The 24,344-nt window shown below is 62.1% G+C and carries 21 protein-coding genes, 1 tRNA gene and 1 pseudogene; 10 read left to right on the forward strand and 13 right to left on the reverse strand.

Translation table 11 applies throughout. From position 1 onward, the window contains the following. Positions 1-90: 90 nt before the first annotated feature. The 3 genes and pseudogenes from FRZ40_RS06275 to FRZ40_RS06285 all read left to right on the forward strand — a co-directional run bounded on the left by FRZ40_RS06275 (position 91) and on the right by FRZ40_RS06285 (position 2,779). Positions 91-420 (forward strand): hypothetical protein, encoded by a 330-nt coding sequence (locus tag FRZ40_RS06275; RefSeq protein WP_028369300.1) that lies wholly within the window; start codon positions 91-93, stop codon positions 418-420. 656 nt (positions 421-1,076) lie between these two features. Further along, positions 1,077-1,385: a DUF2288 domain-containing protein gene (locus tag FRZ40_RS06280; protein ID WP_028369301.1), complete on the forward strand. Its 309-nt coding sequence runs from the start codon at positions 1,077-1,079 to the stop codon at positions 1,383-1,385. Further along, positions 1,382-2,779: pseudogene (locus FRZ40_RS06285) on the forward strand (MATE family efflux transporter). The gene FRZ40_RS06280 and the pseudogene FRZ40_RS06285 overlap by 4 nt, the downstream one beginning before the upstream one ends. Positions 2,780-2,804: 25 nt before the next feature. Here FRZ40_RS06285 and FRZ40_RS44325 read toward each other — a convergent pair. Next, positions 2,805-2,978 (reverse strand): YajG family lipoprotein, encoded by a 174-nt coding sequence (locus tag FRZ40_RS44325; RefSeq protein WP_167528643.1) that lies wholly within the window; start codon positions 2,976-2,978, stop codon positions 2,805-2,807. A 166-nt stretch (positions 2,979-3,144) separates the two neighbouring features. On the opposite strand from FRZ40_RS44325, the gene FRZ40_RS44330 reads away from it, so the two are divergent. The 5 genes from FRZ40_RS44330 (at position 3,145) to FRZ40_RS06305 (ending at position 5,691) form a co-directional block, all read left to right on the forward strand. After that, on the forward strand, positions 3,145-3,318 hold the full coding sequence (locus tag FRZ40_RS44330; protein WP_167528644.1) for a hypothetical protein: 174 nt from the start codon (positions 3,145-3,147) through the stop codon (positions 3,316-3,318). A 303-nt stretch (positions 3,319-3,621) separates the two neighbouring features. Then, positions 3,622-3,780 carry a DUF3309 family protein gene (locus tag FRZ40_RS06290; RefSeq protein ID WP_035543030.1) on the forward strand — a complete coding sequence of 53 codons (159 nt, stop codon included), beginning with the start codon at positions 3,622-3,624 and terminating at the stop codon, positions 3,778-3,780. 98 nt (positions 3,781-3,878) lie between these two features. After that, a tRNA-Pro gene (locus tag FRZ40_RS06295) sits at positions 3,879-3,955 on the forward strand. 277 nt (positions 3,956-4,232) lie between these two features. Then, a complete protein-coding gene (locus FRZ40_RS06300; protein ID WP_147233657.1) occupies positions 4,233-4,691 on the forward strand; it encodes a SixA phosphatase family protein in 459 nt (152 codons plus the stop codon). A gap of 184 nt (positions 4,692-4,875) precedes the next feature. After that, positions 4,876-5,691, forward strand: coding sequence for a GNAT family N-acetyltransferase (locus tag FRZ40_RS06305; RefSeq protein WP_147233658.1), 816 nt, complete (start codon positions 4,876-4,878; stop codon positions 5,689-5,691). Positions 5,692-6,507: 816 nt separating this feature from the next. Here the strand turns inward: FRZ40_RS06305 and ppk1 are convergent. Beyond that, entirely contained in the window at positions 6,508-8,571 is a 2,064-nt protein-coding gene (gene ppk1 / locus FRZ40_RS06310) for a polyphosphate kinase 1 (RefSeq protein WP_028369305.1), read from the reverse strand. A 237-nt stretch (positions 8,572-8,808) separates the two neighbouring features. On the opposite strand from ppk1, the gene ppx reads away from it, so the two are divergent. Continuing rightward, the gene (gene ppx, locus FRZ40_RS06315) at positions 8,809-10,356 is read left to right on the forward strand and encodes an exopolyphosphatase (protein WP_477633721.1); all 1,548 of its coding nucleotides are present in this window, start codon (positions 8,809-8,811) and stop codon (positions 10,354-10,356) included. Positions 10,357-11,135: 779 nt separating this feature from the next. Here the strand turns inward: ppx and phoR are convergent. From phoR to FRZ40_RS06375, 11 genes are all read right to left on the reverse strand, one after another. Continuing rightward, positions 11,136-12,449, reverse strand: coding sequence for a phosphate regulon sensor histidine kinase PhoR (gene phoR, locus FRZ40_RS06320; RefSeq protein ID WP_147233659.1), 1,314 nt, complete (start codon positions 12,447-12,449; stop codon positions 11,136-11,138). A 102-nt stretch (positions 12,450-12,551) separates the two neighbouring features. After that, positions 12,552-13,253, reverse strand: a complete 702-nt coding sequence (gene phoB / locus FRZ40_RS06325) for a phosphate regulon transcriptional regulator PhoB (protein ID WP_006051991.1) — start codon at positions 13,251-13,253, stop codon at positions 12,552-12,554. 62 nt (positions 13,254-13,315) lie between these two features. Beyond that, positions 13,316-14,020 (reverse strand): phosphate signaling complex protein PhoU, encoded by a 705-nt coding sequence (gene phoU, locus FRZ40_RS06330; RefSeq protein WP_028367730.1) that lies wholly within the window; start codon positions 14,018-14,020, stop codon positions 13,316-13,318. Between the two features lie 35 nt (positions 14,021-14,055). Then, positions 14,056-14,904: a phosphate ABC transporter ATP-binding protein PstB gene (pstB, locus tag FRZ40_RS06335; RefSeq protein WP_028367729.1), complete on the reverse strand. Its 849-nt coding sequence runs from the start codon at positions 14,902-14,904 to the stop codon at positions 14,056-14,058. A 15-nt stretch (positions 14,905-14,919) separates the two neighbouring features. Continuing rightward, on the reverse strand, positions 14,920-15,816 hold the full coding sequence (pstA, locus tag FRZ40_RS06340; RefSeq protein WP_028367728.1) for a phosphate ABC transporter permease PstA: 897 nt from the start codon (positions 15,814-15,816) through the stop codon (positions 14,920-14,922). Next, positions 15,813-16,811, reverse strand: a complete 999-nt coding sequence (gene pstC / locus FRZ40_RS06345; protein ID WP_028367727.1) for a phosphate ABC transporter permease PstC — start codon at positions 16,809-16,811, stop codon at positions 15,813-15,815. The genes pstA and pstC overlap by 4 nt, the downstream gene beginning before the upstream one ends. Before the next feature lie 156 nt (positions 16,812-16,967). Beyond that, positions 16,968-17,999 (reverse strand): phosphate ABC transporter substrate-binding protein PstS, encoded by a 1,032-nt coding sequence (pstS, locus tag FRZ40_RS06350; protein ID WP_028367726.1) that lies wholly within the window; start codon positions 17,997-17,999, stop codon positions 16,968-16,970. Between the two features lie 319 nt (positions 18,000-18,318). Further along, complete coding sequence (gene glmM / locus FRZ40_RS06360) at positions 18,319-19,677, reverse strand: phosphoglucosamine mutase (protein WP_028367725.1); 1,359 nt, start codon at positions 19,675-19,677, stop codon at positions 18,319-18,321. 28 nt (positions 19,678-19,705) lie between these two features. Further along, entirely contained in the window at positions 19,706-20,590 is an 885-nt protein-coding gene (gene folP, locus FRZ40_RS06365; RefSeq protein WP_028367724.1) for a dihydropteroate synthase, read from the reverse strand. Positions 20,591-20,723: 133 nt separating this feature from the next. Continuing rightward, positions 20,724-22,613: an ATP-dependent zinc metalloprotease FtsH gene (ftsH, locus tag FRZ40_RS06370; protein ID WP_028367723.1), complete on the reverse strand. Its 1,890-nt coding sequence runs from the start codon at positions 22,611-22,613 to the stop codon at positions 20,724-20,726. A gap of 186 nt (positions 22,614-22,799) precedes the next feature. Then, positions 22,800-23,462, reverse strand: coding sequence for an RlmE family RNA methyltransferase (locus FRZ40_RS06375; RefSeq protein ID WP_028367722.1), 663 nt, complete (start codon positions 23,460-23,462; stop codon positions 22,800-22,802). Between the two features lie 251 nt (positions 23,463-23,713). Here FRZ40_RS06375 and FRZ40_RS06380 point away from each other — a divergent pair, with 251 nt between their 5' ends. Continuing rightward, complete coding sequence (locus FRZ40_RS06380) at positions 23,714-24,271, forward strand: YhbY family RNA-binding protein (RefSeq protein ID WP_028367721.1); 558 nt, start codon at positions 23,714-23,716, stop codon at positions 24,269-24,271. Positions 24,272-24,344: the final 73 nt, after the last annotated feature.

Here is a 24,344-nt window from a genome sequence, read left to right on the forward strand (position 1 = left end):
GGCTCCATCACAGATGGCGGGCGGGCACGCTGCGTGCCAAGCCTGCCGACACCGCGTCCCTACGCGCAACGACATAAAGAGGACACTCCGATGAAATACGCCTTTGCGGCAGTTCGAGCGGCGGCAGCGGCCCTCGCGATCGCGTCCGTGGCGGGGCTGGCTGGCTGCGCCAGTTCAGGCTCGACGACGCTCACCTATCTGCCGAACGGCGACACCGGCTTCGCGATCAACTGCAGCGGCAGCGACGCGAGCCAGAACTGGGGCGAATGCTACAAGCGCGCGGGCGAGGCATGCGGCGCGTATGGCTACGACGTGATCTCGAAGGACGTCGACACGGGGGGCACCTCGGGCGGCACGCTCGGCGGCGTGCTCGGCGCGAACGTGAAGAACCGTTCAATGGTGGTTCGCTGCAAACAGTAGTTTGTCTTCGCGCGTGTCGTCTGACGATCAATGTGCGCGGACAAAAAAAAGGCCCGGCACGAGGCCGGGCAAACGGGGGTTCGGCGCATATCGGCAAAGGACCGGTTCACCATGCGCCGAAACGAAATCTAGCAACGCCCCTATACCCACGCAATCGATTAATTGTGCAAATAGTGTGAGTCGGCGCACGGTTCAATGGCGAACTGAATGACGCACCCGTCAATCGGGAAACCGAATCAACCCGCCGTGCCCTATCCGATACTCGCCGCAGACTCCGGTCCATTGCCTCGAAACCCACAGCCGGCGCGCCTTCCAGAACATCATAGAAATGCCGCGCACGAATTGATCTGCACTGCCACATACGGCCAATTCACGCATTTCACTTCGATGGCGGCAATCGCGAAACTTGGTGCGCCAACGCACCTTTCCGTCGCAATTGATGGCAGCGAATTCATCTGATTTAATGCGCACCCTGGCATTGCTTTAATACGTTCATATGCGCGTGACACGCATGACTTTTAATCCGCAAACGTATGGCGCTTTAATACGGCTATTGACGTCTTCACGAACGGCCCATCGCGATTCCGCAGCCGGACGTGCCACTGTCGCCTATGGTTTATAGTTACGCCCCGTCACGTGCTGCTGGCCATATCGTCATGACTTCTTCCGACAACCCACAAAGCCCCCTTTATCAAAAGCTGCTCGGCGAAACAGCGAAGATCGGCTGGTCCGAGCTCGAACGGTTCTTTGCGCGCGGCATGCTGCTGCGCGTCGCACGCGACCTCGATCTGGTGAGCGTCGCCGAGGCAATCGCCAGCGACGACACCACGCAGGTCACGCAGTGGCTGTCGGCGGGACTCGTCGAACGCGTGCAGTCGGAGACGGCCGCTGACTTCGCCGCGCGCGACCCGGATCTGTGGGCCGTCGTGGTATCGCCGTGGGTCTGCGTGCAGGAGCGCGGTTGAACGATCGCGCCGACGATCCTGCTGCGCACGACGCCGCGCCCACGGCGGCCACCGCCGGCGCCGTGCCGACGCGCTGGCACCGCCGCGTGCTCACGCTCGCCTTTCCGATCGTCCTTGCCAATCTGACACAGCCGATACTCGGCGCCGTCGATACCGCCGTCGCCGGTCATCTGGACAGCGCGTCGTATCTCGGCGGCGTCGCGCTCGGCGGACTGTTCTTCAGCTTCGTGTTCTGGGGCTTCGGCTTTCTGCGCATGGGCACGACGGGGCTCGTCGCGCAGTCGTTCGGCGCAGACGATCAGGCCGGTCTGCGCATGAACGTCGTGCGCGCGATGCTGCTCGCGTTTGCGATCGGCGCGGTCGTGCTCGCGCTGCAGGTGCCGCTGATCGACTTCGCGGTGCGTGCCATTGGCGGCAGCGATGAGGTTCAGCGTCACGCGCGCGCTTACTGTCATGCGCGCATCTGGGCGGCGCCGCTCGCGCTCGGCAACTAAGTCGTACTCGGCTGGCTGCTCGGCACGCAGCGCGTGCGCGTCGCGCTCGCGACGCAGGTCTTCATCAACACAGCCAACATCGTCGCCGTGCTCCTGTACGTGTATGCGTTCGGCTGGGGCGTGGCGGGCATCGGCGCAGCGACGGCAACGGCCGATGCGCTCGGCTTCGTGTTCGGCGCCGTGCTGCTCTGGCAGATGCGGCCGCGCGGCCTGGCCGCGCCCGAACGCGCGGCGCTGTTCGATCCGGCCGCGCTCAGGCGCATGGTGACGATCAACCGCGACATCTTCGTGCGGACGATGTGCCTGCTCGGCGCATTCGGCTGGTTCGCCCATCTCGGCGCGAAACAGGGCGACGCGACGCTCGCGGCGAACGCGCTGCTGCTCAATTTCCAGACCTTCATGGGCTACGGGCTCGACGGCTTTGCGCATGCGGCGGAAGCGCTCGTCGGCGCGGCCATCGGCGCGCGCAATCGCGATGCGTTCCGCCAGGCCGTCAAGGTGACCCTTCTGTGGTCCGCGCTCGGCGCACTGGCCTTCTCGCTCATCTACTGGATGGCCGGGACATGGATCATCGGGCGGCTGACCGATCAGCCTGCCGTGCGCGCGACGGCGGAAGCGTTCCTGCCATGGACGGCGCTCTCCCCGATCGTCTCCGTGTGGGGCTTCCTGCTCGACGGCGTGTTCATCGGCGCGACGCGCACGCGCGATCTGATGACGTCGATGGTGGCGTCGCTCGGCGCATTTCTGGCCGCGTCGTGGGGGCTCGCCGGCACATACGGCAACCACGGCTTGTGGGCCGCGCTGATGATCTTCATGGCGGCGCGCGGCCTCACGCTCGCGGGCCGTCTGCCGGGTCTTGCGCGCGATATCGGCCCCGCGTTGCCGCGCAGCCACGCGTGAGCGCGGACGTGCCCGCGCGTCGCGTTTATTGAGGCGCGGCGGGCGCGTCGATCATCGACGGCGGACGGTCGTCCGTCGGCACGCCATGGTAGTCGGCGGGATCTTTGGGCGGCACGTGGCGGTGAACCTTTGGATCGTCGGCACACGCCGACAGGGCGAACAGCGAAAACAGCGATGCAGCCAGCAGGAAGCGCTTCATAAACTTTTCGGACAGGATGTGAGCATCGACGGATGACGTCGCGGGCCACGAGTCTAACCGCAAAGCGCAATGTGCGCCGCCGAACCTGGGCATCGCCCTGCTTGCGCCATCTTGCGGCGCCTGCTCTACTATGAAGGCATGGTCGCAGTCGTCGAAGGAGGCTGTCATGGATGCCGAATCGATCGCAGGTCTGGTTGGACTGGGCATTGGTTTGCTGGTGCTCGTGGTGCTATCGGTTTTCGAATCGCGCACCTATCGCCGCGAACACCAAGGCGAGGGCATGATGCACCACTGGCTGGCCGAGCATCACGTCTTCGACAGAATGCGCCGTAGACACTGAAACGCGACGCGCTCGCGGCGCGTTGTGACTGCCCTGCACGGCTTTGCGCGTCGGCATTGGGGCCGGCCCGCACAGTCTTCGCTGCGCGCCCGCCAGAGCGCTCTCTTGCGCGTCAGGATTGGCGCGCCCTCTCCTGTTATCCCGCTCCGCGCACTCGCCGATCTCGGGCACGTGCCTTGCTGGCTGTAAGGCATAGAACGCGCATCCCGCGCGCTCGACAATCTGGCCGCCAGCGCGCACCCGCGCTGTCATGCGCGCTGACGCGGTCTCCATGTGTGGCCCGGCCATATAAGGAGAGATAACATGACCCTCGGAACCATTCTGTTGATCGTGCTGATCCTGCTTTTGATCGGCGCCCTCCCAAGCTGGCCATACAGCCGCGAATGGGGCTATCGTCCGACTGGCCTCGTCGGTGTCGTGCTGGTCGTGGTGATCGTGTTGCTGCTGATGGGGCAGTTATGACGCGCAGCGCGGCGGCCCGCTGAAACCCCACGCGATGCGCGGCTAATATCCGGATTTGACTCGCGGGTAACAAAGCGGATAGAATCTCGGGCTCGCGTCGGAGCGTAGCGCAGCCTGGTAGCGCATCTGATTTGGGATCAGAGGGTCGTAGGTTCGAATCCTATCGCTCCGACCACCAATATGTGCCGTACACGAAAACCCGCCTCACCTTCCGGTGTCGCGGGTTTTTGTTTTTTTGTCGTTGCCCTTCCTTGTTGCCCTTCTTTGTCGCGATCTTCTCGCGGCACGACCGCGCCGCCCACTTACCCGCCCGCTCGCCCATCGCACTATCGAAAAAACACGGGTTAAAAACCGGGTCAAAAGCCCTTAAGCGCAGAATCGACCAAACTCCCTTTGCGCCGCGTTGTCCATACTTGTCGATAGATCGACGACACGAATTCTGGAGACCCGCCATGAACCTGATTCTCTGGCGTCACGCCGAAGCCGAAGACACTGCATCGAGCGATCTCGCCCGCCAGCTGACCACACGCGGCCGCAAGCAGGCGCAGGCGTCCGCGAAATGGCTGCGCGCGCGTCTACCCGACGACGCCGTGATCCTTGCAAGCCCTGCCACGCGCACCGTACAGACGGCCGAATCGCTGACGGACCAGTACCGCGTCTTGCGCGAGATCGCGCCGGACGCAAGCGCGGCCGACGTCCTCACGGCAGCCGGGTGGCCCGACGGCATTGCGCCCACCGTGGTGGTGGTGGGCCATCAGCCGACGCTCGGCCATGTCGCCGCGCGCCTGCTCGCCAATAGCGCCGCGAGCTGGCCGATCAAGAAGTCGGCGATCTGGTGGATCGAGAGCCGAATGCGCGGCAACGACGAGCAGGCTGTGTTGCTCGCGGCGATCACCACCGACCTGATCTGAGCGGGTGAGCGTGACCTGATCCAGACCGCATTGGCGGGTCGCGCGCGCACAACACCGAAGGCGGGCCGAAAGCGGCGGCCTTACGACACGTCATCGAATCGTCACGACGTTGCCACGTGAGCGTCACCAGCCGTTACTACATTGGCGTCGAAGCGAATTTCACATTTTCGACCAGGAACGCCACATGCGAGAACTGCCGACGCCAACCCTGCCCTTCGCATCTTTCCTCGAGCCGCGTCGTCGCCTGCCGCGCACGGAAGAAACGGTCACCGCCCAGCATCGTCTGCAAGTGTCGTGGGCGCGCACCGACGAGGAGCTTCGTGAAGCGCAGCGTCTGCGTTACCGGGTCTTCGCCGAGGAAATGGGCGCGCGCCTGTCCGGCCCTGCCGGCCTCGACGTCGATTCGTTCGATGCTTACTGCGATCACCTGATCGTCCGCGATCTCGACACGCTCAAGGTGGTGGGCACTTACCGCGTGCTGCCGCCGCATCAGGCGGCGCGCATCGGCCGCCTGTATGCCGAGGGCGAGTTCGATGTGTCGCGTCTCACGCACTTGCGCTCGAAGATGGTCGAAGTGGGCCGCTCGTGCGTGCATCCCGACTATCGCAGCGGCTCGGTGATCATGTCGTTGTGGGCGGGCCTTGGTTCGTACATGCAGCACAACGGCTACGAGACGATGCTCGGCTGCGCGAGCGTCGCGATGGCCGACGGCGGCCACTATGCGGCGAACCTGTATGCATCGATGGCGGACGATGCGCTGACGACGCCGGAGTATCGTGCGTTTCCGCATACGCCGTTGCCTGTCGAAGAGCTGCAAACGGGCGCCAGGGTCGCCCCGCCGCCGCTTATCAAAGGTTATCTGCGCCTCGGCGCGAAGATTTGCGGTGCGCCCGCGTGGGATCCCGATTTCAATACCGCCGACTTTCTGACGCTGTTCCGGTTGTCGGAGATTAATGCGCGCTACGCGCGGCATTTTCTTGGGGATGCGTTGGGGCGGTGATTTTTGTCTGCGACGCAGTCGCCATTTTTTTGGTCTGCGACGTAGTCGCCATTCTTTGCTTTTTTGGTTTTTTGCTTTTTTGCTTCTTGCTGCGCTGGTATCCGCGATTTCGTGGGTCGCATCCGCGATCTCGTATCGGTGCTTCAGGCGTTGCCCCTGTGCGGGGCGGCACCTACTTTTCTTTGCAGCGGCAAAGAAAAGTAGGCAAAAGAAAGCCGCTCACACCGCGAATCCTTGTGTTTGCCTGCGGGCCCCCAGCGGGTCCCGCACTCCACACGGCAACTCACTTTTCCACGCGTGTTGCCAGCGCCTTTAACAGGCGCATCACCCTCTCCAATCACCCGTAGCGCAGCCAGCGGCAGCGAACGGTTTGTGCAGCCCAGGTGGCAAACGATGTGTAGCTTGTCGCACCGTATGCGTCGGCGCTCCTACGACACCGATCCGCTTTTCAGTCCGGAGTGGTGCACTTCCGTCGCGACAGCCTACACACCGTTTGCCACCTGGGCGGCCGTGGATTTTCTAGTAACACGTTCCGTGACGCGGGCATGCGAAGCGGGTGAGGCGTGAGTTAGCACGCTGGCAACGGGCGTAAGACAGTGAGTTGCCGCGTGGAGTGCGGGACCCGTGGGGGGCCCGCAGGCAAACACAAGGATTGGCGGTGTGAGCCCGCTTTCTTTGCTTACTTTCTTTGCGGCGGCAAAGAAAGTAAGTGCCGCCCCGCATAGGGGCAACGCCTGAAGTACAGATACGAATTCGCGGATGCCAGCGCAGCAAAAAACCAAACCCAGCGACTGCGTCGCAGACAAAAAAAACCGTCTAAGAACAGAACTTGGTCAACAAACTAAGCTGCGCATTCCGCGAAGACTTGCCGGGCCTGCGCCGGCGATAATGCCCATCGCTCTGCATCAGCCATGCGGCCTGATTGTCGCCGAGAAACGCCGACAATCCTTCAGCAATCACGCGCCGCTTCAACCGCCGGTTATTGATCGGAAACGCCACCTCGACGCGCCGGAAGAAATTCCGATCCATCCAGTCTGCACTCGACAGATACACCTGCTCGCGACCGTCATCGTAGAAGTAGAAAATACGATGATGCTCGAGAAAACGCCCGACGATCGAACGCACCGTGATGTTCTCGGACAGCCCTTCGACACCCGGCTGCAACGCACACACACCACGCACGATCAGATCGATCTTTACACCCGCCTGCGAAGCCTCGTAAAGCTCGGCGATAACCGTAGGCTCAAGCAGCGCATTCATCTTCGCGACGATGCGCGCACGCTTGCCCGCGCGCGCATGCTCGGCTTCCGCGCGAATCGACTCGACGAGCTTCGGATGCAATGTGAACGGCGATTGCCACAAGTCGTGCAACGGCAACTCGCCACCGATGCCCGTCAGTTGTTGAAACACATGATGCACGTCTTCGCAGATCTTCTGATCGGCCGTCATCAAGCCGAAGTCGGTGTAAAGACGCGCCGTGCGCGGATGATAGTTGCCCGTGCCGAGGTGCGCATAACGCTTCAGGATCGATTTGCCGCCCTCCGACACGCGTCGCACGATCAGCATCATCTTCGCGTGGCACTTGTGGCCGACCACGCCATACACGACGTGCGCGCCAACGGCTTCGAGTTGCGACGCCCAGTTGATGTTCGTCTCTTCGTCGAAGCGCGCGAGCAGTTCCACCACGACCGTCACTTCCTTGCCGTTGCGCGCGGCCTGCATCAGCGCATCCATCAGCGGCGAGTCGGTGCCCGTGCGATAGATGGTCTGCTTGATCGCGACGACGTTCGGATCTTTCGCCGCCTGCAGCAGCAGTTCGAGCACCGGCTGGAAGCTCTCGTACGGATGATGCAGCAGCACATCGCCCTGATCGATCACATCGAACAGACTCGCGCTGTTGGCGATCTGCGGCGGCGTCGCGGGAATGTGCGGGACGAACTTCAGGTCCGGCCGGTCGACCATCTCGGGCAACTGCATCAGACGCACGAGATTCACCGGCCCGTCGACGTAGTAACAGTCCTTCTGCGATAACCCGCTTTCGTCGAGCAGACGCCGCACGAGATGCGCAGGCGTATCCGCCGACACTTCGAGCCGCACCGCATTGCCCAGATGGCGCGCAGGCAATTCGCCCTGCAGCGCGACGCGCAGGTTGGTGATTTCGTCTTCGTCGACGAACAGTTCGCTATTGCGCGTGATACGAAACTGGTTGCAACTGCGCACGAGCAACGCCGGGAACAGCTCACCGACGAAGCGCTGCAACAACGAGCTCAACAGCACGAAGCCATGCGGATAACCCGACAGTTCCTGCGGCATGCGCACGAGCCGCGGCAGCGCGCGCGGCGCCTGCACGATGCCCATCACTGCCTGACGGCCGAATGCATCCTTGCCTTCCAGCTCGACGACGAAGTTCAAGCTCTTGTTCAGCACGCGCGGAAACGGATGCGCGGGATCGAGACCGATCGGCGTGAGGACGGGCAGCAGCTCATTGAAGAAGTAGTCGCGCGCCCATTGCGTCTGCGCTTCGTTCCATGCTTCCGTGCCGTGAAAATAGATGCCTTCGTCTTCGAGCGCGGGCAGCACGGTGTCCTGCAACATCGTGTACTGACGATGAACGAGCTTCTGCGCGCGTTCGACGACGAGATCGTAGCAATGCTGCAGCGACATGCCGTCGGGCGACAGCGCGCCTGGGTTGTCGCGCATCTGCTCCTGAAGACCGGCCATGCGGACTTCGAAGAATTCGTCGAGGTTGCTGCTGGTGATGCAGATGAAACGAAGGCGTTCGAGCAGTGGGACAGCGGGGTCCGCAGCCTGCGCGAGCACACGCTCGTTGAACCCCAGAATGCCCAGCTCGCGGTTCAGAAGAGGATAGCGGTTGGACATCGGCGGTGAGAATGAAATGTCGGAAAGTGACTCGAAAGGACGCTCGGAAATTCTCACAGTATGATGACAGGTGCGTGAAAAGACTTGTCACGCGATTTTACGCTTTTGCCGCCGCATGTCGTAAATATGACGCAGCGATATGTGACCATATCGCACGACAATGGCGGAGGTGACCGCGTGATGTCCAGTACGCTTAAAATGGCGACTTTGAACAACGCGCGATCCAGCGCATCCAGCATGGGTGCCTTATTTGCGCGCATGAGGTCCTCGCTCCCCATGGTCAACACTCCGCCACTACTTGCCGCCGTCGATCTCGGCTCGAACAGCTTCCGTCTGATCGTGGGCCGCGTCGAAGAAACCGAAGCGGGCAGCCAGATCTATCAGGTCGATGCGCTGCGCGAACCGGTGCGGCTCGGCGCGGGCCTGTCGCGTGAAAAAATGCTCGACCGTGCTTCGCAGGTGCGCGGCTGGGACGCGCTCAAGCGCTTCGGCGAACGTCTGCGCGACTTCCATCCCGACCACGTGCGCGCCGTCGCGACCAACACGCTGCGCGTCGCGAAGAACGCGCAGGAGTTCCTCGGCGAAGCGGAAGCGGCGCTGGGCTTCCCGATCGAAGTGATCGCGGGCCGCGAAGAAGCGCGCCTGATTTATGCGGGCGCTGCACATTCGGTGCCGGCGAGTGCGGGCAAGCGGCTCGTCGTCGATATCGGCGGCGGCTCGACGGAATTCATCATCGGTTCGCACTACACGCCGATCCGGATGGAAAGCCTGTACATCGGCTGCGTGAGCCATAGCCGCCAGTTCTTTCCGGCGGGCAACGTCGACGAATACACGATGCGTCAGGCCGAACTCGCGGCCTCGCGTGAAATCCAGATCATTTCGGCCGACTACAAGGACGAGGGCTGGGAACAGGGCATCGGCTCGTCGGGCACGGCGCGTGCGCTGGCCGAACTGGTCGAAGCGAACGGCTTCAACGATCCTGGCATCACGCATGGCATTTCGCGCGGCGGCCTCGAACGTCTGAAGCGCGCGCTGATCAAGGCGGAGAACGTCAACCGCCTGAAGCTGGTCGCGCTGAAGCCGGACCGCGTGCCTGTGCTGGCAGGCGGGCTGTCGATCATGATCGCGGTGTTCGACGAACTCGGCGTCGACTATGTCGACACCACGGACGGCGCGCTGCGTCTTGGCGTGCTGTATGACCTGCTGGGTCGTTCGCAGCATCAGGACATGCGCACCGTGACGGTCGAGGGCTTCATGCGTCGCTATGGCGTCGATCGCGCGCAGGCGAGCCGTATCGGCGAGCTGGCGGTGCATTTCTACGATCAGCTCGACGAGCCCGACACGGAAGCACGCGAAGAGAACCGCATGTTCCTTGGCTGGGCGGCCGCGCTGCATGAAATCGGGCTGTCGATTTCGCATAGCGCGTATCACAAGCATTCCGCGTATATCGCGAGCAATGCGGACATGCCCGGCTTTTCGCGCACCGACCAGGCGCGCCTGGCGGCGCTTGTCGTCGGGCATGCGGGCAAGCTGGGCAAGCTTGCGCAGACGCGGGATCTCGAATGGGAGCTGCTGTTCTGTCTGCGGCTCGCGGCGCTGTTTTGCCGGCGTCGTGCTGACTCCGGTTTGCCGGAGATTACTGTTACCGAGGCGAATGGCGGGTATGAGGTTCGCCTGCCTAATTCGTGGGTCGCGAATAATCCTCTTACCGACTATAGCCTTATTCAGGAGGCTGCTGAGTGGGAGAAGATTCGGACACCGTATCGTGTTGTGTATACCGACTGATTTTTTTGTCTGCGACGCTAGTCGCCATTCCTGGCTTTTTTGCTTTTTTGCTTTTTGCTTTTTGCTGCGCTGGCATCCGCGGTTTCGTATCGGTGCTTCAGGCGTCGCCCCTGTGCGGGGCGGCACTTACTTTCTTTGCCGCCGCAAAGAAAGTAAGCAAAGAAAGCGGGCTAACACCGCCAGTTCTGGTAGTTGCCTGCGGGCCCCAAAGGGTCCCGCACTCCACGCGGCAACTCACTTTCTTACGCCCGTTGCCAGCGTGCTAACTCACGCCTCACCCGCTTCGCATGCCCGCGTCACGGAACGTGTTACCAGAAAATCCACCGCCGCCCAGGTGGCAAACGGTGTGTAGGCCGTCGCGACGTACGTGCACCACTCCGGACTGAAAAGCGGGATCGGTGTCGTAGAAGCGCCAACGCGTAAGGCGCGACAAGCTACACACCGTTTGCCACCTGGGCGGCGCAGACGGATCGCTGCCGCTGGCTGCACTACGGGTGATTGGAGAGGGTAATGCGCCGGCTAAAGGCGCTGGCAACGCACATGGGATAGCGCGTTGCCGTTTGGAGTGCGGGACCCGTGGGGGGCCGCAGGCAACAACCAGAACTGGCGGGGTTAGCCCGCTTTCTTTGCTTACTTTCTTTGCGGCGGCAAAGAAAGTAAGTGCCGCCCCGCACAGGGGCAACGCGCGAAGTACCGATACGAAAACGCGGATGCCAGCGCAGCAAAAAGCAAAAAAGCCAGAAATGGCGACTACGTCGCAAACAAAAAGCAGGAGCGGCTCACGCCGCAGTCGACTGCAACCGCGCAGACCGCGCAACAGGAAACCGCACGGTAAAAGTACTCCCGCGCCCTTCTTCGCTCTTCACATCGAGCTGCGCATCGTGCCGCTGCAGCACATGCTTGACGATAGCGAGCCCCAGCCCGGTGCCACCCGTATCCCGCGACCGACTCCGATCAACACGATAAAACCGCTCGGTCAACCGCGGAATATCGGCAGCAGGAATCCCAAGCCCACTGTCGCAGACAGTGAACACCGCCTGCCCACCCTGAGCATGCCAGCTCACATTGATGGACCCGCCGTCAGGCGTATACCGGATCGCATTCGTCACGAGATTGCCGAACGCGCTCAGGATCTCCGTCTCGACCCCCGTCACGGTCAACGCCTCGTCGGAATCGAAACCAATGCGATGACGCCCGCCCGACAGGCTCTGTGCATCGTCCTGCAAATGCCGCAGCACGGCGCGCATGTCGACCATCTGGTTGCTCGGCGGCTTGTTGTCGCCTTCGAGCGTCGCGAGCACCAGCAGATCGCTGACGATATGCTGCATCCGCTGCGCCTGCTGCATCATCAGATCGAGGTACCGCACCCGCTCGCTCTCGTCGAGCGGCAACTCGCGCATCGTTTCGAGAAAACCGGACAGCACCGTCAACGGCGTCTTCAGTTCGTGCGATACATTGGCGACGAAGTCGCGCCGCATCGCATCGGTGCGCTCCAGTTCCGTGATGTCCTGCGATAGCACCAGCTTGCGGTTCTCGCCGTAAGGAAACACCTGCACGGACAACACGTTCTGCCGCTTCTCGCCCATCCCGCGCATGATCAGCATCTCTTCGTAATGATGCGAGTTCAGATAGCGGACAAAGTCGGGATGACGCACGAGATGCGTAATGTGCTGACGCAGATCGCGCTTCGCATCGAGTCCGAAATGCTCTTCGGAAATCTCGTTGCACCACTCGATCTGATCGTGATCGTCGAGCATCGCGACGCCGTTCGGCGACGCCTGAATGGCCTGGATGAAACGCGAGTGCTGCTGCTCGACCTGGCGAACCTGCGCGTGCCAGCGCTTCGCGAGCTTGTGCAGCCGGTAATAGATTTCGCCCCAGATGCCCGGCGCGCTCGGCACTTCGCCGTAGACGGGCGCGTCAAGCAGACGCCAGAGGCGCTGCTTGTGGAATGTACTAAAGATGCCTTGCGCGAGCAGCGCGAGCACGGCAATCGACAACGCCACCTTGGTGTTGACGAAAACGCCGACTACCACGCACAGCAAAGCGAGGAGCACAAGCGATACCAGGGAACGCGCCCAGATGATGTTCATGTGTTCCTGCGACCTTGGAAACAAGCCCGAAGACTTCAGAGACAACAAAGCGCGCTGCGTTGAGACCCCGCAGCGCGCTTCGTGGTTTTCGATCAGTGTACCTTATGCGCTTTTGGCCAGACGATATCCGCTGCCACGCACCGTCTCGATCATCGCATCGCAGCCCGCCGGCTTCAGCGCGGCGCGCAAACGCTTGATGTGCACGTCGACCGTACGCTCTTCGACGAACACGTGATCGCCCCACACCTGATCGAGCAACTGCGTACGGCTATGCACGCGCTCCGGATGCGTCATGAAGAAGTGCAACAGACGAAATTCCGTCGGACCGAGATCCAGCTTGATTTCGCTGCCTTCCGCATGCGCGGCGACGCGGTGCGTGGCGGGATCGAGCTTCAGACCGTTGATCGCGACGACGTCTTCCGTCAGCTGCGGCGCGCGGCGGCGCAGCACCGCCTTGATGCGCGCCATCAGTTCCTTCGGCGAAAACGGCTTCGTGACGTAGTCGTCGGCGCCGATCTCGAGTCCGAGCACCTTGTCCTGCTCGTCGCCGCGCGCAGTCAGCATGATGATCGGGATGTGCTTCGTGCGCTCGTTGTTACGCAGGTCGCGCGCGAACGCGATGCCCGATTTGCCCGGCAGCATCCAGTCGAGCAGCACGAGATCGGGAAGCACGTCGCTGATCAGGTTCTGCGCCTGTTCGGCGTTGTACGCACGAATCGGACAATGGCCCGCGTGTTGCAAGTTGACCGAGATCAGCTCGGAAATTGCGGGTTCATCTTCGATAACGAGAATACTGCTGGGCATCGGCGCCTCTTGATAAACGGTATATACGGTTTGGCTGAGCGGATTCGTCGAAAGCCGGACGATCAGCTGAGCGCTTCGCGCTCGAGCGCGTCGCGGCCCATGTGGCGCACGTCCGTGCCCTTCACCACATAGATGATGAACTCGGCGATGTTCTTCGCGTGGTCGCCGATCCGCTCGATCGCCTTCGCGATGAAGAGGAAGTCGAGACCCACGGAGATCAGGCGCGGATCTTCCGTCATGTACGAAATCAGCTTGCGCACGAAGGCGCGGAATTCCTCGTCGATCGCCTTGTCGTCGCGCACGATCTGCGCGGCGGCCACGGTGTCGAGACGCGCGAACGCATCGAGCGCGCGGCGCAGGATGCTCACGGCCATATCGCCCGACAGCTTGATCTCGGCGATGTTGATCGTGCGCGACGCGCCGTCTTCCGACAGGCGCTTCGTGCGCTTCGCGATCTTCTCGGCTTCGTCGCCGGCGCGTTCGAGGTTCGTGATCGTCTTCGAGATTGCCATCACGAGGCGCAGATCGCGCGCCGTCGGCTGACGCCGCGCGATGATGTTGCTGCACTCTTCGTCGATCTCAACTTCCATCTGGTTCAGACGGTCTTCGGCGGCGATCACCTGATCGGCGATGCCAACGTCGAATTCGTTCAACGCGTTCATCGCGGCAACGATCTGCGCCTCGACGAGGCCGCCCATTTCGAGCACCTTCGAAGACACCAGATTCAGGTCGGCGTCGAACTGGCTGGACAGGTGTTTGTCGGACATATCTAACTCCCTAAGCTCTTGCGTGCGCCCAGCGCTTAACCGAAGCGGCCCGTGATGTAGTCTTCCGTTTCCTTGCGGACCGGCTTGATAAAGATCTTTTCGGTATCGCCGAACTCGATCAGCTCACCGAGATACATATATGCAGTGTAGTCCGAACAACGCGCCGCCTGCTGCATGTTGTGCGTGACGATCACGACGGTGTAGTCGCTCTTCAGTTCGGCGATCAGCTCTTCGATGCGGCCCGTCGAAATCGGATCGAGCGCCGAGCACGGTTCGTCGAGCAGCAGCACTTCCGGACGGATCGCGATGCCGCGCGCGATACACAGACGCTGCTGTTGGCCACCCGACAGACCGTAGCCGCTCTGACCCAGCTTGTCCTTCACTTCGTTCCACAGCGCAGCCTTGGTCAGCGCCCATTCGACGCGATCGTCCATCTCCGAGCGCGACAGCGTTTCGAACATCTTCACGCCGAATGCGATGTTGTCGTAGATCGACATCGGGAACGGCGTCGGCTTCTGGAACACCATGCCGATACGCGCGCGCAGCAGCGAGATATCGCGCTTCGTCGTTAGCAGGTTTTCGCCGTCCATCAGGATTTCGCCTTCGGCGCGCTGCTCCGGATAGAGCGCGTACATCTTGTTGAACGTGCGCAGCAACGTCGACTTGCCGCAGCCCGACGGGCCGATGAACGCCGTCACCTTGCCTTCGGGAATCTGCAGGTTGATGTTCTTCAGCGCGTGATATTTGTTGTAGAAGAAGTTCAGGTTGTTGACTTCGATCTTCGGGCGCGAGGGCGCTGCCGCTTGACCGCTCTGCGCCGGGTCGAAACCGGCGGGTGCCGCCGGGCGTTCGACGGGATTCAGGTGACTTTCTGCCATGTTCATCGGATCGCTCCGCCCTTACTTTTTCGAAAAGATCGTACGCGCGAGAATGTTGAGACCCAACACTCCGAGCGTGATCAGGAATACGCCGGCCCACGCGAGAGATTGCCACTGCGCGAACGGACTCATCGCGAACTTGAAGATCGTAACCGGCAGGTTCGCAACCGGTTGATTCATGTCCATCGTGAAGAACTGGTTGGACAGCGCCGTGAAGAGCAGCGGCGCCGTTTCGCCGGCAATACGCGCGATCGCGAGCAGCACGCCCGTCACGATGCCCGCGACCGACGCCTTCAGCGTGATCGACAGCACCATCTTCCACTTCGGCGTGCCGAGTGCGAAAGCCGCTTCACGCAGTGCGTTCGGCACGAGCTTCAGCATGTTCTCCGTCGTGCGGATCACGATCGGGATCTGCAGCAGCGCGAGCGAGATCACGCCTGCCCAGCCGCTGAAATGACCCATCTTCGCGACGACGAGCGCATACACGAACAGACCCACGACGATCGACGGCGCAGACAGCAGAATGTCGTTGATGAAGCGCGTGATGCTCGCGAGCCACCCCTTCTGGCCGTACTCGGCGAGATACACGCCCGCCATGATGCCGATGGGCGTGCCGACGAACGTGGCCAGCACGACCAGCATCAGGCTGCCGACGATCGCGTTCGCCAGACCGCCGCCGTCGGTGTTCGGCGGAGGCGTCGACTGCGTGAACAGCTCGACGGACAGACCGCCGATGCCGAGACGCAGCGTCGTGTACAGAATCCACACGAGCCACAGAATGCCGAACGCCATCGCGGCGAGCGAAAGTGTCAGCGCGACTGCGTTGGTGGCCTTGCGGCGCTTCTGCAGCCTGTTGCGCATCGCTTCGAGCGCTGCGGCGTCCGTGCTGCCCGGCATGTTCAATGAGGATTGCGTCATTTCGCGCCCTCCCCTTTCTCGAGGCGAAGCAGCATGATCTTCGAAATCGCCAGCACGATGAAGGTAATCACAAACAGGATCAGACCGAGTTCCATCAGCGCGGCCGTATGCAGGCCTGGCGCCGCTTCCGCGAATTCGTTCGCGAGCGCCGACGTGATGCTGTTACCCGGCGAAAAGAGCGATACGTTGTCGAGCAGGTTCGTATTGCCGATCACGAACGTGACGGCCATCGTCTCGCCGAGCGCGCGGCCGAGGCCGAGCATCACGCCGCCGATCACACCCGTCTTCGTGAACGGCAGGACGATCTTCCACATCACTTCCCACGTCGTGCAGCCAATGCCGTATGCCGATTCCTTCAGCAGCACGGGCGTGACTTCGAACACGTCGCGCATCACGGACGCGATGTACGGAATGATCATGATCGCGAGAATGACGCCCGCGCACAGAATGCCGATGCCGATAGGCGCGCCCCTGAACAGCGCGCCGATGACGGGCATGCCGCCGAGCAGCGCGCCGAGCGGCTTTTCGAAATAGGTCGCGAAGATCGGCGCGAACACGAGCAGACCCCACATGCCGTAGACGATCGACGGAATCGCGGCGAGCAGTTCGATCGCGATGCCGAGCGGGCGGCGCAGCCAGGCGGGCGACAGTTCGGTCAGGAAAAGCGCGATGCCGAAGCTGACGGGCACCGCGATGATGAGCGCAATGATCGACGTCGCAATCGTGCCGTAGATGGGCACCAGTGCACCGAACTGTTCGGACGGTGGATCCCAGTCGGCAGTCCACAGGAATGCGAGGCCGAATTTCTGGATCGTCGGCAGGGAAGCCACGATCAGCGACACGATAATGCCGCCGAGCAGCAGTAACGTGACGATGGCGGCAAGTCGGGCGATGCCGCCGAAAATGATGTCGCCCGCGCGGCTGGGCGCTTTCTGCGTCGTGCTACCGGGCGGAGTCGACCGGGCCGCGTCAGAAGTGAGAGGGAGGTCGGACATGGGAGCTGATAAACCTGTTTCCGGTTTCCGGTTGCCGCATGGCGTATGCCACACGGCCAGTACTACGGCCGCCGGGCCTCATCGAAGCCGGGCGGCCGGCCGCGCGCATCGACGACTCTGCGCGCGGTGTGCGCTGCTGTTGCTGCGTATCGAGGATTACTCGGCGAGCGACTTGCCCGATGCGTCCTTGACCTTTGCCTTCCACTGCGTCTTGATTTCCGACACAACCGATTCCGGCAGCGAGATGTAGTCCAGATCGTTCGCAGCCTGACCGCCGTTCTTGAACGCCCAGTTGAAGAACTTTAGCGTTTCCGCGCCTTGCGGACCCTTTTCCTGCGTCGTGTGCAGCAGCACGAACGTCGCGCCGACGATCGGCCATGCGTTCTTGCCCGGCTCGTTCGTCAGGATCTGGTAGAACGACTTCGACCAGTCAGCGCCGGCTGCCGCTGCCTTGAACGTTTCCGTCTTCGGCTCGACAACCGTGCCAGCCGAGTTCTTCAGGTCGACGTAGACCATGTGGTTCTGCTTCGCATACGCCCACTCGACGTAGCCGATTGCGCCCGGCAGACGCTGCACGAAGGCTGCGACGCCGTCGTTGCCCTTGCCGCCCGTACCCGTCGGCCAGTTGACCGTCGAACCTTCGCCGATCTTCGACTTCCACTCGGGGTTGACCTTCGACAGGTAGTTCGTCCAGATGAACGACGTGCCCGAGCCGTCAGCGCGGCGGACCACGGCGATGTCCGTATCCGGCAGCTTGACCTTCGGGTTCAGCGCGGCGATAGCCGGGTCGTTCCACTTCTTGACCTTGCCGAGGTAGATGTCGCCGAGCACTTCGCCCGACAGCGTGATTTCGCCAGCCTTGACACCCGGCACGTTGATCACGGGAACCACGCCGCCGACGACCGTCGGGAACTGGAACAGGCCTTCCTTCGCCAGTTCGTCGTCCTTCAGCGGAGCGTCCGAGCCCGCGAAGTCGACCGTCTTCGCGACGATCTGCTTGACGCCGCCCGACGAGCCGATGCCCTGATAGTTAACCTTGCCGCCACCCGTCTTCTGATACGCATCGGCCCACTTCGTGTAGATCGGTGCTGCAAAGGTGCTGCCCGCGCCGGTGATGTCGGCGGCTTGCGCTGCGATCGCAAAGAGAGCGCCAGCCATGCCAGCGAACGCGGTTTGCATCAGTTTCATGTTTTCTCCGTGGTTGTGAGCGTGTGCAACGACACCGCGAAGAATAGTGGCGCTTTGTGACAGTAACGTGACTATCCGTGAAGTTACTGTGACAGTCTTATTACGGGTGTGAAAGGCGCTGCATCAGGGTTTTCACTGTCGCAGCAGATGCGTGCTGAATGGGGCCGGGATGCCCAAAAATGGCAGAACGCCAACGTTTGCGCGTATCGCCGCTTCAGCGAAAATTATTGAGCGATTTTTTTAATTCGTCGACGTCTTCCTCAACGAAAAAAAGGGCGGCATGAAGCCGCCCTTCCAGTTGAAACGCTTGCCTCGCGGATCAGGTCGTCGCCTGTTTAACGACGGCTGCGATCGCTTCGGCGTGATGCAGGGCATCCTTCTCGTGCGCAGCTTCCACCATCACGCGCAGGACGGGCTCCGTGCCCGAGGCGCGAATCAGCACACGGCCGCTGCCGTCGAGCGCACCTTCGGCCTCGCTGATCGCGCGACGGATCGCGTCACTGCCCTTCCAGTCCGCCCCCGGCTGCATGCGGACGTTGATGAGTTTCTGCGGGAACAGCTTGACGCCTTCGAGCAGCTGTTCGAGCGAGCGGCCGCTGCGCTGCATCGCCGCGAGCACCAGCAGCGCAGAGACGATGCCGTCGCCCGTCGAATGACGATCCAGCGACAGGATGTGGCCCGAGCCTTCCGCGCCCAGTTCCCATCCGTGCTCGCGCAGCTTCTCCAGCACGTAGCGGTCGCCGACGGCCGCGCGCACGAACTGCACGCCAGCCTTCTTCAGCGCGACCTCGACGGCCATGTTGGTCATCAGCGTGCCGACGGCTCCCTCTACCTTGCCTTGCGTCGCGATCCGGTCCTGCACGAGCACGTACAGCAGCTCGTCGCCGTTGTAGAGCCGCCCGTTCGCATCGACGATCTGCAGGCGGTCCGCGTCGCCGTCGAGCGCAATGCCGAGTTCCGCCTTGTTCGCGCGCACCGCACGCACCAGTGCATCCGGCGCCGTTGCGCCGACGCCCTCGTTGATGTTGAAGCCGTTCGGTGACACGCCGATCGTGATCACATCCGCGCCGAGCTCATGGAAGACATGCGGCGCCACGTCATACGCCGCCCCGTGCGCGCAATCGACCACCACTTTCATGCCGCGCAGGTCGAAAGACTGCGGGAACGTGCTCTTGCAGAACTCGATGTAGCGGCCGGCCGCGTCGTCCAGACGCCGCGCCTTGCCGAGCCGCTCGGACGGCGCGCATTCGAGCGGCTTGTCCAGCTGCTCTTCGATTTGCAGTTCGACTTCGTCCGGCAGCTTGTTGCCGTCGGCGGAGAAGAACTTGATGCCGTTGTCGTAGTACGGATTGTGCGACGCGCTGATCACCACGCCCGCGGCGAGACGCAAGGCGCGCGTCAGGTACGCGACGCCCGGTGTCGGCATCGGCCCGGCCAGCATCACGTCGACGCCCGCCGCCGAGAAGCCCGACTCCAGCGCGGCTTCGAGCATGTAGCCCGACACGCGTGTGTCCTTGCCGATCAGCACCGTCGGGCGCTTGCCCGTCTTCGCCCAGGTGTCGGCGCCTGCCAGTACCTTGCCGGCCGCGTAGCCGAGCCGCAGCACAAAGTCCGGCGTGATCGGCGCATCGCCGACCTTGCCACGAATCCCATCCGTTCCGAAATATCGACGTGCCATATTAGAATTTTCCTCCCAAGCGTGGAGATCAGGCGCGCCGCGCTGCGTCGCGCGTCGCCGCCCATACTTTCAGTGCATCCACCGTTTCCGCCACATCGTGCACGCGGATGATCGCCGCGCCACGTTCAGCCGCACATACCGCCGCCGCAACGCTTGCCGCGACGCGTTGCCGCGGCGGCCGATTGATGAGAGCGCCCAGCATCGACTTGCGCGACATGCCAGCAAGGATAGGCAGCGGATCACCGAGGACAGGGGTCGTCTTAGGCAGGTGTGCGAGCAGCGCATAATTATGCTCGACGGTCTTACCAAATCCGAAGCCTGGATCAACGCAGATGCGATTTTTTGCAACACCGGCGCTTAGCATCGTGTTTACACGTTCATCAAGAAAGGCACGGACGTCGGCGACGACGTCGGCGTAAACCGGCTCACCGACCTGCATCGTCTGCGGCTCGCCGAGCATGTGCATCACACACAGCCCGCACTGGCTGTCGCGCACGGCATCGATCGCGCCGGGCATCCGGAAGCCCCAGATATCATTGATCAGATCAGCGCCCGATGCCAGCGCATGACGCATCACTTCGGGCTTGTACGTGTCGACGGACACGGGAATGCCCGCGTCACTCAGCTCCTTGACGAGCGGAATCACACGAGCCAGCTCTTCATCGAGCGGCACGGGCGGCGCACCGGGCCGCGTGGACTCGCCGCCGATATCGATGATGTCCGCGCCATCCGCCAGCATCATCTCGGCTTGCTGCCGGGCCTTGCCCGGTTCGCCGAACAGGCCGCCGTCGGAGAAAGAATCGGGAGTGACGTTCAGGATGCCCATCACGAGCGGACGTTCGAACGTGAACGTGAAGCGGCCGCATTGCATCGGCTCGGGGATCGGATAAAGCGGGGAATCGGAGTTGGACACGAGAATGGGCGGTACGAACGCAAAGAAATTAAGACACATCGCGACAGGGCCGCATCGCGATCAGATCAGCATTAGAAATGAAAACGGGCCGGTGTGAAAACACACCGGCCCGTAAAACACCTTTAACCGATCATCAGGTCGCCGGCGCGGTTGCGCTGCCCGGCTTCACTTCCGTGCCCGGACTGCTGCCGCCCGAAGCATCGCCCGGCGACGGCGAGCTCTTCGGTGAGCGCGGTGGACGGCCAGCCATGATGTCGTTGATCTGATCGGCGTCGATCGTTTCCCACTCCATCAGCGCGGCGGTCATCGCTTCGACCTTGTCGCGGTTCTCGTCCAGCAGACGCTTCGCGAGGCTGTACTGCTCGTCCAGCACGCGACGGATTTCCGCGTCCACCTTCTGCTGCGTCGCTTCCGAAATGGTGCGCGTGAAACCACGGCCAAACGGCGACTGATCGTTTTCGTCGTCGACGTACACCATCGGTCCCAATGCGTCCGTCATGCCAAAGCGGGCAACCATCGCGCGCGCCGTGGACGTCGCCTTGTTGAAGTCGTCCGAGGCGCCCGTGCTGATCAGGTTCAGGAACAGCTCTTCTGCCACACGGCCGCCGAACAGGATAGCCAGACGGTCAAGCAGATAGTCCTTCGAATATGTTTCGTTGTCGTGCTCCGGCAGCTGCCACGTCACGCCCAGCGCACGGCCGCGCGGGATAATCGTGACCTTGTGCACGGGATCGGCCTTCGGCAACAGCTTCGCGATCACCGCGTGGCCCGACTCGTGATACGCCGTCGCGCGCTTTGCGTCTTCGCGGATCACAGCCGACTTGCGCTCCGGACCCATGAAGATCTTGTCCTTCGCGTCCTCGAAGTCCTGCATTTCGACGATGCGCTTGCCGCGACGCGCAGCAAAGAGCGCTGCTTCGTTCACCAGATTCGCGAGATCCGCGCCCGAGAAGCCCGGCGTGCCGCGTGCGATCACTGCCGCATCGACGTCGTTCGCGATCGGCACCTTGCGCAGGTGCACCTTCATGATGTGCTCGCGGCCACGGATATCCGGCAAACCGACGTACACCTGGCGGTCGAAACGGCCCGGACGCAGTAGCGCCTTGTCGAGCACATCGGAACGGTTCGTCGCGGCGATCACGATCACGCCCGAGTTCGCCTCGAAACCATCCATCTCGACGAGCATCTGGTTCAGCGTCTGCTCGCGCTCATCGTTACCACCACCCATGCCCGCGCCGCGATGGCGACCGACCGCGTCGATTTCGTCGATGAACACGATGCAAGGCGCATGCTTCTTCGCCTGTTCGAACATGTCGCGCACGCGGGCCGCGCCCACGCCGACGAACATTTCGACGAAGTCCGAACCCGAGATGCTGAAGAACGGCACTTTCGCTTCACCGGCGATGGCGCGCGCGAGTAGCGTCTTACCGGTTCCCGGCGGGCCGACCAGCAGCACCCCGCGAGGAATACGGCCGCCCAGCTTCTGGAACTTCTGCGGATCGCGCAGGAAGTCGACCAGTTCGGACACTTCTTCCTTGGCCTCGTCGCAGCCCGCGACATCCGAGAAATTGATCGCGTTGTTGTTCTCATCGATCAGACGAGCACGGGATTTACCGAACGAGAAGGCCCCGCCTTTCCCGCCCCCCTGCATCTGCCTCATCATGTAGAACCAGAATCCGATAATCAGGATGGTTGGCCCGAGGTAGTACAGCGCGGATACCAGCGCATTCGGCTCGTCGTCAGCCTTGCCGCTCACCTGGACGCCATACTTCATCAGGTCGCCGACCATCCAGATGTCGCCCGGCGACACGATCTGGTACTTTTGACCGTCAGCCGGCGTCACCGTCAGGTTGCGTCCCTGGACGATCACGCTCTTGACCTTGCCGCTCTTCGCGTCATCCATGAACTGCGAATAGGAAACGCCTTCCTGGACACGGGGCTTGTCGAACTGCTTGAACACCGTAAACAGCACCAGTGCGATCACCAGCCACACTGCTGCTTTCGAAAACATGTTGTTGTTCAAAGCACCACTCCTTCACTCATAGACAAGCGCCTACATTTGCCTTGCGGCACCACTCAGGCATTCTAATCCAGTCCGAAGACCCCTGCCATAAGCATTCGCTACCGCATAAATAGCGTACCGCGCAACCTCAGCGCTCTTATTTTCCGGCGTACCGGAAATGCGGGCTTACATATCACTGCACCCGTTTCAACGGGGCCGCTTCAGATGCCTGCCGAGAATGAACGTCTCGGACGACTTGTCCCGGGACGCCTTCGGCTTGCGCGCAGCCACCGTCTTGAACTGATGCTTGAACTTTTCGACAATCTGGCTGTAGCCGCTGCCGTGAAAACATTTGACTAAAAGGGCACCATCGGACTTAAGGTGGTTCTGGGCAAATTCCAGCGCGAGATCGCACACATGCTCGATCCGCGCGGCGTCCGCCACCGCCACTCCCGACAGGTTGGGCGCCATATCCGAAATTACAAGATCGACATCGCGATCTCCCACAACTTCTTCCAGCTGTTCGAGAACGTTGTCTTCGCGGAAGTCGCCCTGGATGAAATGCACATCGGCGATCGGCTCCATCGGCAGCAGGTCGAGCGCAATGATCGTGCCGTCGATCCCGCCCTCGCGTTGCGAATCGCGATTCTTGCCCTGCGCAAGCTTGTTGCGCACGTACTGGCTCCAGCTGCCGGGCGCCGCGCCCAGATCCACGATGACCTGGCCAGGACGAATCAACTTGTCCTGCTCGTCGATTTCCTTCAGCTTGTACGCAGCGCGGGCGCGATAGCCCTCCCGCTGCGCCATTTTCACGTACGGATCGTTGATGTGGTCGTGCAGCCACGACGTGTTGAACTTGTTTTTTGCCATGAAACGTTGAAGTCTTGCTACGTGATACCGCGCTTTTAGCGGATAATACGCGTTTAATTCGCGCGGCTGCAGCCAAAGGCCGTGTTCCGCGCTGTGGTTCTGCTTGCAGTTCGCGCCGCTGCCGCACTTTCTGCGGGCGCCGCATTCACCGCCCGCCGTTTTCTAACTTTTCGCGCGCCGCCTGCCGTTTCGCCGGATCGACCGATCCCTGCTCGCAGGCGCCGCCATTTTAGTCGAGTCTCCCACTTCCCATGCCCGCCCTCAAAATCTCTTCCGAACAACGCGCCGACTTGCGCTCCCAGGCTCACGCGCTCAAACCGGTCGTGATCATCGGCGCCGAGGGGCTGACCGACGCCGTGCTGGCCGAAATCAAGGTCCACCTGAAAGCGCACCAGCTGATCAAGATCCGCGTATTCGGTGACGAACGCGAAGAGCGCATCGCAATCTACGAAGAAATCTGCGATCGCCTGAGCGCCGCACCGATCCAGCATATCGGCAAGCTGCTGGTCATCTGGAAGCCGGAAAAGGCCGCGACCGAACGCGCCCCGGCAACGAAGGCTGGCGCGAAAACCGCCGCCAGACGCGGCGCGCTACCGAGCGCCCGTGAAGCCGCAGAAGAAGCGCCGTCGAACAAAGGTCGCGCACCGCGCGTCGTCAAGGTCGTCAAGGCGACCGACAATCCGATGCGCCGTCCGAAGCCGCAAAAAGTAGTCGTGCGCGGCAACGAGCGCGTCACGGCGGGCGGCAACATCAAGCGGGCCAAGAAACGCCAAAGCAGCGCAAAGCGCATGCATCAGTCGTCGAAGTAACGCGGAAGCGGCGCGGAATCCCGATTCGTTATGCGGACCGCGCCGATCAATGGAGAATCGCTGGACGCATTCA

The sequence above is a fragment of the Paraburkholderia azotifigens genome (assembly GCF_007995085.1).
Classification (GTDB): Bacteria; Pseudomonadota; Gammaproteobacteria; order Burkholderiales; family Burkholderiaceae; genus Paraburkholderia; species Paraburkholderia azotifigens.